The 15,340-nt window shown below is 39.9% G+C and carries 13 protein-coding genes; 8 read left to right on the top strand and 5 right to left on the bottom strand.

All coding sequences use genetic code 11. The annotated features are described in order from the left end of the window. Nucleotides 1-26: 26 nt before the first annotated feature. Both IPM34_12055 and IPM34_12050 read right to left on the bottom strand, forming a co-directional pair. Nucleotides 27-1,445, bottom strand: a complete 1,419-nt coding sequence (locus IPM34_12055; GenBank protein ID MBK8956270.1) for a cation:dicarboxylase symporter family transporter — start codon at nt 1,443-1,445, stop codon at nt 27-29. Then, nucleotides 1,446-2,090: a VTT domain-containing protein gene (locus IPM34_12050; protein MBK8956269.1), complete on the bottom strand. Its 645-nt coding sequence runs from the start codon at nt 2,088-2,090 to the stop codon at nt 1,446-1,448. A gap of 175 nt (nt 2,091-2,265) precedes the next feature. Here IPM34_12050 and IPM34_12045 point away from each other — a divergent pair, with 175 nt between their 5' ends. Continuing rightward, the gene (locus IPM34_12045; protein MBK8956268.1) at nt 2,266-2,820 is read left to right on the top strand and encodes a hypothetical protein; all 555 of its coding nucleotides are present in this window, start codon (nt 2,266-2,268) and stop codon (nt 2,818-2,820) included. A gap of 15 nt (nt 2,821-2,835) precedes the next feature. On the opposite strand, the gene IPM34_12040 is transcribed toward IPM34_12045, so the two are convergent. From IPM34_12040 to IPM34_12030, 3 genes are read right to left on the bottom strand one after another with little or no spacing between them, the layout of a single operon-like run. Further along, nucleotides 2,836-3,504: a DUF4159 domain-containing protein gene (locus IPM34_12040; protein ID MBK8956267.1), complete on the bottom strand. Its 669-nt coding sequence runs from the start codon at nt 3,502-3,504 to the stop codon at nt 2,836-2,838. Next, on the bottom strand, nt 3,501-4,211 hold the full coding sequence (locus tag IPM34_12035; GenBank protein MBK8956266.1) for a 16S rRNA (uracil(1498)-N(3))-methyltransferase: 711 nt from the start codon (nt 4,209-4,211) through the stop codon (nt 3,501-3,503). The genes IPM34_12040 and IPM34_12035 overlap by 4 nt, the downstream gene beginning before the upstream one ends. Nucleotides 4,212-4,213: 2 nt before the next feature. After that, complete coding sequence (locus IPM34_12030; protein MBK8956265.1) at nt 4,214-6,955, bottom strand: 2-oxoglutarate dehydrogenase E1 component; 2,742 nt, start codon at nt 6,953-6,955, stop codon at nt 4,214-4,216. 379 nt (nt 6,956-7,334) lie between these two features. Here IPM34_12030 and IPM34_12025 point away from each other — a divergent pair, with 379 nt between their 5' ends. The 7 genes from IPM34_12025 to murD all read left to right on the top strand — a co-directional run bounded on the left by IPM34_12025 (nt 7,335) and on the right by murD (nt 15,339). Then, nucleotides 7,335-7,784, top strand: a complete 450-nt coding sequence (locus IPM34_12025; GenBank protein ID MBK8956264.1) for a division/cell wall cluster transcriptional repressor MraZ — start codon at nt 7,335-7,337, stop codon at nt 7,782-7,784. Beyond that, on the top strand, nt 7,777-8,676 hold the full coding sequence (gene rsmH / locus IPM34_12020) for a 16S rRNA (cytosine(1402)-N(4))-methyltransferase RsmH (protein ID MBK8956263.1): 900 nt from the start codon (nt 7,777-7,779) through the stop codon (nt 8,674-8,676). The genes IPM34_12025 and rsmH overlap by 8 nt, the downstream gene beginning before the upstream one ends. Before the next feature lie 4 nt (nt 8,677-8,680). Further along, on the top strand, nt 8,681-9,013 hold the full coding sequence (locus IPM34_12015; protein MBK8956262.1) for a hypothetical protein: 333 nt from the start codon (nt 8,681-8,683) through the stop codon (nt 9,011-9,013). Continuing rightward, entirely contained in the window at nt 9,013-11,124 is a 2,112-nt protein-coding gene (locus IPM34_12010) for a transpeptidase family protein (protein MBK8956261.1), read from the top strand. Before IPM34_12015 ends, IPM34_12010 begins: the two co-directional genes overlap by 1 nt. An 8-nt stretch (nt 11,125-11,132) precedes the next feature. Continuing rightward, the gene (locus IPM34_12005; protein ID MBK8956260.1) at nt 11,133-12,584 is read left to right on the top strand and encodes a UDP-N-acetylmuramoyl-L-alanyl-D-glutamate--2,6-diaminopimelate ligase; all 1,452 of its coding nucleotides are present in this window, start codon (nt 11,133-11,135) and stop codon (nt 12,582-12,584) included. A 185-nt stretch (nt 12,585-12,769) separates the two neighbouring features. Further along, complete coding sequence (locus IPM34_12000; protein MBK8956259.1) at nt 12,770-14,026, top strand: phospho-N-acetylmuramoyl-pentapeptide-transferase; 1,257 nt, start codon at nt 12,770-12,772, stop codon at nt 14,024-14,026. Continuing rightward, the gene (murD, locus tag IPM34_11995) at nt 14,026-15,339 is read left to right on the top strand and encodes a UDP-N-acetylmuramoyl-L-alanine--D-glutamate ligase (GenBank protein ID MBK8956258.1); all 1,314 of its coding nucleotides are present in this window, start codon (nt 14,026-14,028) and stop codon (nt 15,337-15,339) included. Before IPM34_12000 ends, murD begins: the two co-directional genes overlap by 1 nt. The last annotated feature ends 1 nt before the right edge of the window (nt 15,340 follow it).

Below are 15,340 nucleotides of genomic sequence, written 5' to 3'. Positions count from 1 at the left end.
CTTGATGAAGCAGATAAGGAGAAAACTTATTTTTTCAACTCGTGTGCAGGGTGTTCAACTTCCACCCATTGATCGCCTTTTTTAGGAATTTTTACTTCATTTTCCCATTTACCGATGACCACAGTGGCTAAACAATTACCCAGGGTGTTGACTGCAGTTCTGGCCATGTCCATGAGCGCGTCAATGCCAAGTATGGCTGCAATAGGCCATTCCGGCAATCCAAAAGAAGCGGCCATGCCCGCCAATATGACCAGAGAGGCCCTTGCTACTCCAGCTACACCTTTACTTGTAAGCATCAGGGTCAACATCATGATGATCTGCTGGCCAATACTTAATTCGAGCCCAGCCGCCTGAGCTACAAAAACGGTGGCTAACGACAAATACAAAGTCGTGCCATCGAGATTGAAACTCAAGCCAGTAGGTAGTACAAAAGCTACGACTTCACGTGAAACACCAAATTTCTCCATATTCTCCATGGCCACGGGTAACGCGGCTTCAGAACTTGCAGTTCCAAAGGCTATGGTCACGGGTTGAGCTACATGTGATAAAAATCTTCTAATGGGTATTTTCGAAAAAAGTGCAATAGGCAGCATCACGCCAAGTACAAATACAATTAATGCAATGTATAGTGTGCACAAGAGTAAGAACAAATTTTTCAAAACGTCAATGCCCATATTCGAAATGGTATAGGCAATGGCACCTGCTACACCTAAAGGGGCAATGTGCATAACCAGGTCGGTGAATTTAAACATCACCGCAGAAAGAGATTCAGCAAATACTAAAAAAGGTTTGCGTTTTTCAAATGGAATCATTAATAGGGAAACTGCAAAGAGAACAGAGAAAACTACTATTTGCAGAATTTGACCTTCGGCTATGGATTTGACAAAATTTTCAGGGAAACTGTGTAGGATGATATCTTTCCAACCGTGTGCCTGAACCACTTCAGGGACTTTTTCTCCAGTTTCAAAAGCATTGATTCCAATTCCTGCCTTGCTGAAGTTGATGGCCACTAAACCTATGACCAGTGCAATGGTTGTTACAACTTCAAAATACAACAATGATTTCCAGCCAAGTCTTCCCAATTGTTTTGTATTGGAATGTCCGGCAATACCGATGATCAGCGTACCAAAGAGCAATGGAGCAATAATGCATTTAATAAGTTTGATGAAAATTTTACTGAAAACATTCAGTTCCTTTCCCACCATAGGAAAATCATAGCCTATTTCAGCACCAATCAACATACTGATAAAAATCCATGGAGTCAGTTTGTTCTTTTGTACACCCATCAGAAAGAGTGCCAATAAGCCAACCCAACGAATGCAAGCAGCAACTGTAGGCTGAAGTGGCAGGAATGATAGAAAATTTAATGAAGAAACAAATGCACTGATCCCTGCAATCAAAAGCAGTATAGAAAAATATTTACGGATCTGGCTCCTGATCTGCATTTAAAAATTATTCCGGTGTTTCATCGCTGTGAATATACCCCAAATCATCGGAAACAAACTAACGATTAATATAGCTATGATGATGATCGAAAAATTCTGTTTGACAAAAGGAATGTTGCCGAATAAATAACCTATACCACAAACAGGGACCACCCACATGAATCCTCCAACAATATTGTAATAAGTAAATTTGGAGGTTGGCATTTTACCGATGCCGGCTACGAAAGGAACAAAGGTCCGGATGAACGGAAGGTACCTTCCAATGATCAGCGCTTTACCCCCATGTTTTTCGTAAAATTTTTGAGTTTTATGCAGGTATTCCTCTTTAATAAATTTCTTCTCCCGTTCGAAAATCGCTTTTCCAAATCCGGAGCCGATTGCAAAATTGAGCTGGTTTCCCAGACATGCACCCAGAAAACAAACTCCAAAAAGAATCAGGATATTCATGTTTCCTCCGGCTGCAAGAGCGCCTGCGGCGAATAATAGTGAATCACCTGGAAGAAATGGAGCGATGACCAGTCCGGTTTCTATAAACAAAATGAGGAACAAAATGATATAAATATATATTCCATAGCTTGCTATCAAATTCGTAAGGTGGCTTTCAATGTTGATGATAAAATCGAAGGCTTGCTGTATCCAGTCCATAGATGCATTTAAGCGGCAAATATAGCCACAAAAGGTGGCCGAGTATTGTAAATTAAAACGGCTTCTGTCAATTGTCCAAATTTGAGATATATAATTCGCTCATTTTAAATTAAATAAAAATATAAATTATAAAATATTAATAACCAATGATTTATATTTTAATTATTTTTTGAATATGTCTATATTTGTCCATCCCAAACTTCGGGTCATGGAACAAACGGTACAATCTTTAAAGGACTTACGAAAGGGAGTCTTCAACGAACGATCAAAAGATCTGCTTCTTGCAGTTTTAATTGCTATTATTGGACTAACCGGTAGTTATCTGGTTCTTGGAAAGTCCTTTCGAAATACTCAGAATCTCATTGCCCCTTCGCAAGAATTTACACCTTATTCAAATGCAGCCAATACATGGCAAAACAGCAGGGAACTTCAAGATCAAAATACAGTTTACCAATTCAAAGCCGAAAATCTTTTGGTTCAGGGATCGATGTTGGTTGGTGGTTTTATCCGGATAACCAACCTGGCATTTAATCCGGATCAAATTTATCTTATCGATTATGGCAATGGGATCAGACACAGAATGACCAGCTCTGTGATGAGTATTCGTTACAATGTTCCGGGGCTTTACCTGCTTCAATGTTATGTGCAGGAAAATGGAAACTGGAATTTACAATCAGCGGTAACAGTTTCTATAAGAAAACCTCAGAAACACGAATCCGGTAGATTTTAAACGGACGGAATCAGTTTAATGGCTGAACGCATACTGAACCAAATTAGCACCCATTTTTAATGCTTGTCTTCTGGTTTCTTCGGGATCTTTGTGTACTTCAGGATCCTCCCAGCCGTCACCAAGATCGCATTCGAAGGAATAAAAGCAAACCAGTCTGCCTTGCCAAAATAAGCCAAATCCCTGCGGGGGTTTGTTGTCGTGTTTGTGGATTTTGGGCAAACCGGAATTGAAAATAAACTTTTGGTGATAAACCGGATGTGAAAATGGTAATTCAACAAAATCGAGCTCTGGAAATACTTTTTTCATGACCGGCCTCACGAAAGGATCCATCCCGAAATTATCATCGATATGTAAAAACCCTCCTCCCTGAAGGTATGTTCTCAAATTTTTAGCATCCGCATCGCTGAACACAACATTGCCATGTCCGGTCATGTGTACAAAAGGAAAGTTAAAAAGGTCGGAACTTCCAACTTCAACAGTTGCGTATTGTGGGTCAAACTGAGTGCTCAGTTCTTTATTGCAGAATTTTGCGAGATTGGTCAATGCCGTTGGATTGGAGTACCAATCTCCTCCACCAGAATATTTGAGCAAAGCGAGTTTTATTTTGTAAAGCGTGTTTTGTTCTTTTAAACAAGCTGGATTCGAATTCATTAGCAATATGGTAATGACGAGCAGATATTTCATAGTTGTTTCATGGTTTGGATTATTTGCAATGCTGTAAGTCCGGCTGTTTCCGTTCGCAATCGATATGGTCCCAAAGATACAGGATGGTAATTTTTTGTCAATGCGCTTTGGATTTCTTTATTACTGAAGTCGCCTGCCGGCCCAATCAGAACGATTGCCTTTTTTTGTGGATTGTATAATTTTCCTAAAAATCCTTCAAGTCCGTCATTACAATGCGCTATGAACTTTTGATCGATATCTGAAGTGGCATTCATGACCTGTTCAAAGCTCATTAAGTTTTCAATATCCGGTAAAAGCGGACGTAGTGTTTGTTTGGCTGCGGCTTTTACAATGCGCTCCAGTCGTTCTTTATTCACTTTTTTAACTTCCGATCGTTCGCAAACCATTGGAAATATTTTGTGAATGCCATTTTCAACCGCTTTTTCCGTAAACCATTCCAATCTTTCAGAGGGACTGGTCGGGCTTATTGCGATGGAAACAGTGGCCATTCCGGGAGTCTCCGATTTATAAAGATCTGTAATTTTGACCAGCACTTTGTCTTTTTCAATCTTCTGGATGTTGGCCTTGAAAATCATTCCTTCAAAATCCGTCACATAAATATCTGAATTCTCTTGATGCCTGGTTACGCGTACACAATGGTGGTATTCTTGTTCAACCAGTTCAAAATAATCATCGTTAATTTTGTTTCCGATAAAAAGATCAGGCATGGCTAACTGAATATCTGGGTTAATAATGCCTGGTGTTGCAAATCGTGTATTTTTTTGAAACCAACTGCAGGTGAAGAGGCTGCCGGTCTGGCAACAATTTCGATTTTAAACGGTGTGAGTTGATCTTTAATAAATTGGGCAGCTCCCATATTCATTGGTTCTTCCTGACACCAAATATATTTTGCTTTCGGGAATCGACGTAAAAGTTTGCTTATTTGAAATTTTGGAAAAGGGTAGAGTTGTTCTACCCTCGCGATTCCTATATTTTTTTGATTCGTTGAATCGCGATGATCTGCCAAATCGTAATAGATCTGTCCGGAGCACAATACTATTTTATCAGGAGTTTGCTCTTTGGTACCGGGAATATCGGTAATGACTTCCATGAATTTTGTCTTGAGATCGAAATCTTTCAATGGAGAAACACATTTGGAATGTCTCAACAAGGATTTTGGAGACATCATGATCAAAGGTTTTCTAAAATTCCATTGGAGCTGTCTGCGTAGGATGTGGAAAAAATTGGCGGGTGTGCTCACATTGGCAACGATCATGTTGAATTCAGAGCAAGCCTGGAGGAACCGCTCTAACCGGGCAGAGGAATGTTCGGGTCCTTGTCCGTCGTAGCCATGTGGCAATAGCAAAACCAATCCACTCATGCGATTCCATTTACTTTGTCCGCTGGCAATAAACTGATCCAGCACGACCTGGGCTCCATTTGAAAAATCGCCAAATTGCGCTTCCCACAGGACGAGGTGGTCGGGTGATGCCAGTGAATAACCATATTCAAATCCCAATACGGCAAATTCGGATAAAAGGGAGTTATATATGAAAAACTGTCCCTGATTTTTCGAAAGTTTTGATAACCTGTTATGTGGTACATTGTTTATTTCATCTCTGATTACTGCATGCCTGTGTGAAAAAGTGCCTCTTTTTACATCCTGTCCGCTTAAGCGAACGTTTTTTCCATCCGATAAAATGCTGGCATAAGCCAGAATTTCAGCCATGGACCAATCAAAGGTTTTTTGCTCCAGGTTTGTTTTCCAGTTTTTAAATATTTTGCCGGTCTTTGGAAGTAAGCGGAAGCCCTCTGGAATCTCTATGGTTGCGGCAAATAAATTTTCAGCTGTTTGCAAATCAATTCCGGTATGCGGACTGGTATCAAAATCTTCTGGAGCAGATAACTTTTTAAGTGATTTCCAGGACAACTCGGGTTCCTGATAAACATAAGGCAATGGTTTTTCTTTGACCATTTCCAAATGTTGCTGCAGAACAGTCCAGAATTCTCTTTCCATTTCGCGAGCCAATACAGCTTCAATATCTCCGCGCTGTGTAAGCGTTTCGATGTAAAGTTCTCTGACATTGGGATGATTCTGGATTAAAGAATAGAGCAGCGGTTGCGTAAACTTGGGATCATCTCCTTCATTATGCCCATGTCGGCGATAACAAACCATATCTATAAATACGTCTTCGTTAAATCTTTGCCTGTAAGCAACGGCAAGTTTAGCTACATATACGACGGCCTCCGGGTCATCGCCGTTGACATGAAAAACAGGAGCCTGGATGGTGTTTGCTGCAGCAGTGCAATACGTCGACGACCTCGCATCGTCAAAATCGGTAGTAAAACCTATTTGATTGTTGATGACAAAATGGATGGTTCCTCCTGCATAGTAACCATCGAGTTTAGACATTTGAACCGTTTCATAAACGATGCCTTGTCCGGCAATGGCAGAGTCACCATGGATGAGTATAGGCAGGATTTTATCGTATTGGCTTTGGTAGATCAGATCTGCTTTCGCTCTGGCTAAGCCCTCAACGACAGGGTTCACGGCTTCGAGATGAGAAGGATTCGGTGCGAGCTTTATTTGAACCCTGTGACCCGATGGCATAAGGATCTGGGAAGAAAACCCCAGGTGATATTTTACATCTCCGCCACCGAAACTCATATCGGGAATGGCATGGCCTTCAAATTCATTGAAGATCTGTTCGTAAGTTTTGCCTGCAATATTGGCCAGAACATTTAATCGCCCCCGATGTGCCATTCCTAAAACAACTTCCTCGACACCTTGGATGGTAGCTTCCTGGGCAATAAACTCCAGTGCGGGAATGGTACTTTCTCCGCCCTCAAGTGAAAATCGCTTTTGTCCGACATATTTGGTATGGAGGAATTTTTCAAAAATGACAGCTCCATTCAATTTATGGAGTATTTGTTTTTTATCATGGATGTTCAGATTAAAATGCGGTTGACTTGCGTCGGCTTCAATTTTCTCTAGAAGCCATTTGCGTTTCTCCATGGATTCCAAATGTTGCAACTCAAATCCAATTTTTCCACAATAAACAGCCTGGAGTTTTTCGACAATCTGATCCAACGTGGCGTTTTGCAATCCCAATGACCGACCGGCGATAAACACATGGGTTCGTTCCTTTTCCTGTAAATGGAAATCGCTTAAATCCAATCGCGCATCCCGGTTCTTTCTTTTTCTGATTGGATTGGTATCCGATATCAGGTGGGCTCTGTTTCTATAGGCTTCGATGAGCAATCTTACATTGAGTTCCGATTCAATTGAAGAATCACCAGAGATGCCACTTTGCGATTCAGTCTGATTGGCATCATCGTATTTTGAATAAGAATACCCTTCAAAAAACTTTTGCCAGTCAGGATCGATGAGTTGAGGATTTCGGAGATAGGTCTGGTATAAATGATCGATATAAGCCGGATCTGCATTGCTGATGTAGGAATAATCAATCATGTGAATATGTATTGTGCCGTATTGAAAAAAGAGATGTGATTGAGTATTCTAACAAGAATATGAAAGGAAAGTTATCAGGATCACATGATATACATAGGGGTTTAAATAGCATACCGGGCCCCTCACTAAAGAACAACTTGATCGCAATAAATATATATTATTTATATTTATGTGTATTATATGTATAATGAACTATATACGTATTATTTCAATATTTTATATAAATAGCTGATTTCCAACATTTTCGAAAATTGAGTTATTAGGTACTGATTATCAGCATCATTCATATTAAAAAAAAAATTATTTTTTTTGTGGTAGAAAGTGGGAAAATGTGGAAATTAGTTATACATTTGTTCCTAGGAAACCAACTGAGTAGAACATGTACAATCTAAATGGTGAGTACGATGTAAAAATGGATAGTAAGGGCAGATTGCGCCTTCCTTCTATTCTTATGTCTCAATTCGGCGAAAGTGATGTTCGGCTCGTTGTGAACCGGGGTTTTGAAAAATGTTTGCTCCTTTATCCGGAGACAGTCTGGATAGAAAAGACGAAGGAAGTCAATCAGCTCAATCCTTATATTAAAAAGAACAGAGAATTCGCCCGATATTTTTATCGGGGGGCTACCGTGCTTCAGCCTGATGCATCAGGGCGTATACTCTTACCCAAACTGCTCTGCAACTATGCAGGGATTAGATTGGATTTGGTTTTGCTTGCCTATCATCAACAAATTGAAGTCTGGGCGAAAGAGCAATACCTGAATATGGTGGACAGGGAGCCTGGTGATTTCTCTTCCCTGGCAGAAGAAGTATTTGGACATAAAGATGTCTGAACCTCCAGTATATAGACACCAGCCAGTTTTGTTGGGCTTGTCCATTCAGAATCTGGTAACTGATCCCGATGGTATTTATGTGGATGTGACATTTGGTGGAGGAGGACATAGTCGGAAAATTTTGGAATCGCTTTCGAACCGGGGTAAATTGTATGTTTTTGACCGGGATAAATCGGCGATCGCTAACATTCCGGAAGATGAAAGAATTGAATTTATACATTCTGATTTTAAATACTTAAAGAAGTATTTGCGATATTATAAACAGGATAAAGTCCATGGCATTTTAGCAGATTTGGGTTTGTCTTCATTTCACCTCGATAACAACAGCAGAGGATTTTCATATTACTCGTCAGCTGATCTCGATATGCGAATGAATAAAGACCAAAAGTTAACTGCGAAAAATGTAATCATGCAGTATTCCGAAAAAGAACTGGAGCAAATTATCAGTGAATACGGCGAACTGACCAATTCCAGACAAATTGCTTCTGCATTGGTAAAAGAACGACAAAAAAGGATTTTCAATTCCTGTATGGATTTTGCAAGATGGGCTGAGTTATTTGTATATGGCAAAAAGCAAAAATTTTTAGCACAGCTTTTTCAGGCAATCAGAATGGAAGTAAACGGTGAACTTGAGTCTTTGCATGCTTTGATGGAGCAAAGTGCAAGTTGTCTTAGACAAGGAGGTCGGATGGTTGTGATCAGCTATCACAGTTTGGAAGATCGCGTTGTCAAAAAGTGGATGCGGTCGGGAAATCCGTCTGCTGAAAATGCAGACTTGGAAAAAATTCCGTTCAGGTCTTTGTATAAGCATGCTTTGGTTCCGGATGAAATTGAATTGAATTCAAATTCCAGATCAAGATCAGCGAAACTGAGAGTTGCGGAAAAACTTTAAAACAATGATGGAGTATACAAAACCACCTAAAATAAATAAAACCAAATACCCTTCAGTAAGTGCGATGGTTGTTTGGAAAAATAAAATGTTTGTCTTGTTTTTATTCGGGCTGGTTTTAATTTATATTGGAAATGTTCAATACACAGAATACCGTTTGCGTAAAATACAAATTCTGGAAAAGGACATCACTAAATTAAAATGGAACTACTGGACCATCAAAGCAGATATGTTGTACGAAGGAATGGAAGAACAGGTTGGTAAAAAGGTTTCCGGTAAAGAAATAATAATCAAGGAACAGCCGCCACATATACTGATTCAAAAGGAGAAGAGAGACTGATGGATCGCAAAAGGGAATTCTTAACTCGCGTATATACAGTACTTACAATATTTGTATTGGTAGCATTGGTTTTAATTTGGAAAGCAACCAAGATTCATGTTTTTGAAGGAGGTAAGCTTAGAGAAAGGAGTAAAGAATTGTATTATAGAGTAGAGTCCGTTGAAGCGGAACGAGGAAGGATATTGTCTGATGATGGAAGTCCGTTGGCGACTTCACAACCGATCTTTGAAATACGAATGGATATGAAAGCTGCTGGTCTGAAGCCGCAGCTGTTCTACCAGAAAATTGATTCGTTGGCCCATGCACTACAATCGTATTTGTATAAAGCCAAAACGAAGGAAGAGGTAAAAATTTTGCTGAAAAATGCTTTCAAAAAAGAGAACAGGTATTTTTTAATCGGGAAAAATTTGAATTACGAACAAATGTCGACGATCCGTGAATTTCCTCTATTCAATTTAGGTGCAAATACGGGAGGGTTGATCATTAAATCGGAAACCAGAAGGATCAAACCATTTCAACAATTGGCCAGCAGAACCGTAGGATTGAATCGAAAAAATGCGGATGCTATCGGACTTGAAAAAAGTTTTGATAAGTATTTGCAGGGAAAAGTGGGGCACCGGGTTTCGCGTAAAGTAGGTGCGAATATATACTTTCCTGTAAGTGGTCTTGAAGAAATTCTACCGCAAAAAGGGATGGATGTTAATTCTACCATCAATACGGGAATTCAGGAAGTTGCAGAGTTGGCACTTGAAGACGCCATCCGGTCACACCAAGCTGAAAGTGGATGTGCTGTTGTGATGGAAGTTGAAACCGGGGCGATTAAAGCAATTGCTAACCTTGGGTGGAATGAAAAAGCCGAGCTGGTAGAAGATTATAACTATGCCATAGCAAATTCAACAGAACCTGGTTCAACTTTTAAACTGGCATCTTTGATTGCTTTGTTGGAAGTGGCAGGTCTTGACACTTCAGCAAGTGTAGATCTCGAAGGTGGTGTATGCAGGTTTTATGACAGGAATATGTATGACTCCAAAATACACGGGATCCATCAGAAGGATCTTGCCTATTCTTTTATCCAATCATCCAATGTGGGAATTTCGAAACTGGTTCAAGCTCAATTTTCTAAAAACCCAAAATTGTTTGTTGATTATTTGAAAAAATTAGGTATTCATATTAAAACGGATATTGAAATTGACGGCGAACCTGATCCGATTTTAAAGGATCCAAAGAAAAATAAAAATATCTGGTACGGTACCAGTCTTCCCTGGATGTCGGTAGGATATGAATTGCAATTGACTCCACTGCAGATACTGACCTTTTACAATACGGTTGCAAACAGGGGAAAACGCGTTGCACCGCGGTTGGTTGATGCAGTGTATAATGGGCACACGCTGGTTAAAAAATTCGATGCTGTAACATCGCAGGACACGTTGATCTCAGAGCAAACCCTGAATGTTGTATTTGCATTGATGAAAGCTGTAGTTAAAAGAGGAACTGCAAAAAATATTGACTCTGATTTATTCGAAATAGCTGGAAAAACCGGGACAGCGGTAACCAATTATTTTCATAAAGATGCAGCCAACAAAACTTATCAGGCTTCTTTTGCAGGTTTCTTTCCTGCGGATAATCCGGTGTACTCGTGTATTGTAGTCATCTACAATCCCCAGCATTCTGCATACTATGGTTCTGAAGTAGCTGCACCTGTTTTCAAAAGGATCGCCGACCGTTGCATGCGTACAGAATTTTCGAAAAATGCAGTATTAAATATCGAACCCAAAGCAGCTCTTGCATCCGAGCGATTGCCGGTTGGAAACAAGGGAATGCATGAGGATTTTAAACAGATTTTTAAGTTCATCGGTTTGCCGTTTCGATCTGAACTTAAAAAAGAGTGGGTAACTACGTATACAGGATCGGAAAGTATAGAAATTAACGAATGTTATTATGAAGCAAATGTGATGCCCGATCTGTCGGGAATGGGTCTCAGAGATGCGAGTTATCTGATGGACACTTACAAAGCCAAATTAATACCCCGTGGAAACGGGAAAATAATATACCAGAATATTCCGCCCGGTACAATTGTCAAAGGACCGGTTGTCGAAGTTATTCTGAAATAAAACGTTCTTTGAAAAACTTAGCAGACATATTGTCCGGGATCTCCGATTTTCGCTCGGAAGGCTCATTAGACAAACAGGTTCATGGATTCACCTTCGATTCCAGGAAAGTCGATGAGTACACAGTTTTTGTGGCGAAGAAAGGATCGCAGCTGGATGGTCATCATTTTATTTCAGGAGCTGTTGCAAAAGGTTGTAGCATTATATTTTGTCAACAGTTTCCGGAGAATATTATTGAAGGTATAAGCTACTTTCAAAGCGATGATCTGTCTTCATTTTTAGGAAAAGTCCTGCACCAATTTTACGATCGGCGTATATCAGATTTGATCATAACCGGGGTAACTGGTACGAATGGGAAAACAACTGTAGCGAGTTTACTTTTTGAGTTGTTTTCTGGTTTGGGTTACCGTTGTGGACTCATTTCGACGGTTGAAAACCGGATTGTTGCAGAACCAAGGCCATCTACGCATACAACACCGGATCAGATTCAACTCTACGAACTGCTTCATGAAATGCATGTCAGACAATGCAGTCATGTGTTTATGGAGGTCAGTTCTCATGCGATAGACCAGGGAAGGATAGATGGGCTGGAATATACTTGTGCCTTATTCACAAACATCACTCATGACCATCTCGATTACCATGGCACATTTCGCAATTATATATATGCAAAGAAAAAGTTCTTTGATCGTTTGAATTCAGATGCTTTTGCAATATTAAACGGAGATGATGTAAACGCATCCGTTATGGTACAAAACTCAAAAGCAAATAAAGTATTTTATAGTTTTCAAAATATTGCTGATCACAAAGGAAGAATTCTGGAAAATAGTTTGAATGGATTGCATCTGAGTTTTGATCAGGTAGAATGGTATTCAAAGTTGATGGGAGTCTTCAATGCCTACAATCTGCTGGCAGTTTACACAGGAGCTTTATGTCTTGGGATACCATTGCATGATTTATTGAGAGCCATGTCAGCATTGAATCCGGTAGAGGGAAGATTTGAATACATCAAAGGAAAAACAACCGGAAAAATGGCCATAGTAGATTATGCTCATACTCCCGATGCATTGCAAAAAATTTTGAATAATATTATTGAAATAAAAGAAAAGGATCAGCAAATTGTCACTGTGGTAGGGTGTGGAGGCGACAGAGATAAATTAAAAAGACCACTGATGGCCAGCACGGCATGTATATTGAGCGACAAAGTAATACTCACCTCAGATAATCCGAGGAGTGAGAAACCCAGCGATATCATTGCTGATATGTTGGAAGGTGTAGATGAAATATTTAAAAATAAAGTACTGGTCATAGAAGACCGGGAACAAGCGATAAGATCTGCTTGTCTGCTTGGGAGTAAAAATGATATTATTCTCGTTGCCGGAAAAGGGCATGAAAAATATCAGGAAGTGAAAGGTGAAAAGTTGCCTTTCGACGATAAGAAAATTTTGAATACATTTTTGTAGAAGATATAAAAGAAAATAGAGTAGGTTCTATTATCATTCTCAGGTTGGTTTTAACAGTTACAGCAGAGGATTGTGACCAAAGGGATCAGGTCCCTGCTGTACTGTTATTTTCAACAAAAAATTTTAAAATTCGAAAATTAGAGAACAGAAATCTAATTGCAGTTGTAGAATAGCAAACCACCGACATGCTTTACTATTTATTTCAATTTATAGAAAAAATATTTCACTTGCCTGGTGGCAGGCTATTTCAGTATATTTCTTTCAGAGCTGCTTTGGCCATACTCTTGTCTTTGGTAATTTCCATGATCCTGGGCGGGTCCATCATCCGTAAACTGAAAAAGCTTCAAATCGGAGAAACCGTCCGCGACCTGGGACTTATCGGACAAAAAGAAAAGGAAGGCACACCCACAATGGGTGGAATCATTATTATTTTGGCCATCGTCATTCCAACTATATTGCTTACCAGGTTGGACAATGTCTACATTCAGTTGGTTTTATTCACAACGATATGGATGGGACTTATTGGGTTTGCAGATGATTACATAAAGGTTTTTCTTAAAGATAAACAGGGGCTCAAGGCTGCTTTTAAAATAGCAGGACAAATCGTTTGTGGTTTGGTGATCGCAGTGGTCATGCTGTATCACGAAAAAGTTCTGGTGCGCATGCCAAAAGTTGAAGCCTTGAAGCAGCAATATCTTATCGTTGAAGAGTTTACTTCTTACGATGCCGTAAAAAACCTGACTACCGAGTTCGTGTATGTAAAAACCCAGCTTACCAATGTACCCTTTTTAAAGGGAAACAGATTTGATTATTACTGGATTGTAGAATTTTTCGGCGACAATGCACATACCTGGATCTGGTTGGTTTTTATTCCAATCGTGATCTTTATTGTAACAGCGGTTTCCAATGCTGCAAATTTAACGGATGGGCTCGACGGACTAGCAACTGGAGTCTCTGCTATAATCGCTGCGACGTTGGCTGTATTGGCTTATGTTTCTGGAAACGCACGGGTTGCAGATTATCTCAATATCTTTTATTTGCCCTACACCGGTGAACTTGTAATCTTTTCTGCCGCATTTGTTGGGGCTTGCGTTGGCTTCCTTTGGTACAATGCATTTCCGGCCAAAGTGTTTATGGGCGATACAGGGAGCCTTGCCATTGGTGGTATTATCGCTGCTATGGCCATTATCCTTCGAAAAGAACTACTCATTCCTCTGTTATGCGGAGTATTTTTTATAGAAAATTTGTCAGTTGTATTGCAGGTGGGTTATTTCAAATACACCAAATGGAAATATGGCGAAGGAAAGAGAATCTTCCTCATGTCTCCATTGCATCACCATTTCCAGAAAAAAGGAATACATGAAGCATCCATAGCTGTTCGCTTCTGGATAGTTACGGTATTTCTGGCGGTATTGACCATCATAACTCTGAAAATCAGATAATGGTATTAATTCTTGGAGCGGGCGAAAGTGGAGTCGGGGCAGCATTGCTGGCCAGAAAAATGGGCCTTTCTGTATTTGTGAGCGAGAAGGGATTGATCAGAAGTCAATTTAAAGAAGAGTTGATTTTAAATCAGATTGATTTTGAAGAAGGCAGTCACGAAATAGCCGAGCAACTTCAACCCGATCTTTTAGTTAAAAGTCCGGGAATTCCCGATGAAGCAGAAATTTTAACTCATTTCAAATCGAAAGACATTCCGTCCATCTCTGAAATTGAATTTGCATATCCTTATTGCAAGGGAATCATCATCGGGATTACGGGGAGTAATGGAAAAACAACCACTACAAATTTGGCTTACCATCTTTTGCATGAAAATGGAATAAAGGTTTGCAAATGCGGCAATGTAGGACTTTCCTTTGCCAGAGCTGTAGCACTTGGGGGTTATGATTATTATGTCCTGGAATTGAGTAGCTTTCAACTCGACGGAATAGAAAAATTTACACCAACCATTGCGATACTGCTTAATATCACGCCGGATCACCTCGACCGCTACGGATATAAAATGGAACGATATATCGCTTCGAAGTTTAGGATTGCAATGAATCAGAAACCCGAACATACATTCATCGTGTTTGAAGGAGACCGCTATATCATGCAGTATTTGGCTGAACATCCGGTTCAATCAGAAATGGTATTTGTGAAACCTGAATTGAGCAATTCAGGAATTATTTATTCCGATGGAAAGAAAATTGCAGACACCAACACAACCAAATTAAAAGGAAGGCACAATGCAATCAACATGACTTGTGCAACCGAAGTCGCTTTGCGTTGTGGATTGACATCCGTACAAATCCAGAATGCCTTAAATACATTTGTGAACGACCCGCACAGACTTGAATCGATTGGGGAAATTAACGGAGTTGAATTTATCAACGATAGTAAGGCTACTAATGTGGATTCTGTATTCTGGGCGCTGGATGCCATGCAAAAGCCAGTGATCTGGATTGCAGGTGGTCAGGATAAGGGAAATGAATATCAGGTTCTTGTTCCACTGATAAGTAAAAAAGTTAAAGCACTCATAGCAATGGGTGTGGACAATTCTAAAATTTTGAAATCGTTTGATGGAATTGTACAGGAAATCAGAGATACCAATAGCATGGCCGATGCCATGGAAGCAGCCATGAACATCGCTCAGGCAGGAGATGTAGTTCTATTGTCCCCCGCCTGTGCAAGCTTTGATTTATTTAAAAATTACGAAGATCGCGGGAATCAGTTCAAAGAAACGTTCCGAATTTTTAAACTTAATACCATCTGAT

This window comes from Saprospiraceae bacterium, from assembly GCA_016716185.1.
Lineage (GTDB): Bacteria > Bacteroidota > Bacteroidia > Chitinophagales > Saprospiraceae > Vicinibacter.
Note: the sequence above shows the minus strand (reverse complement) of the source record. Positions and strands in the feature narration are given on the sequence as shown.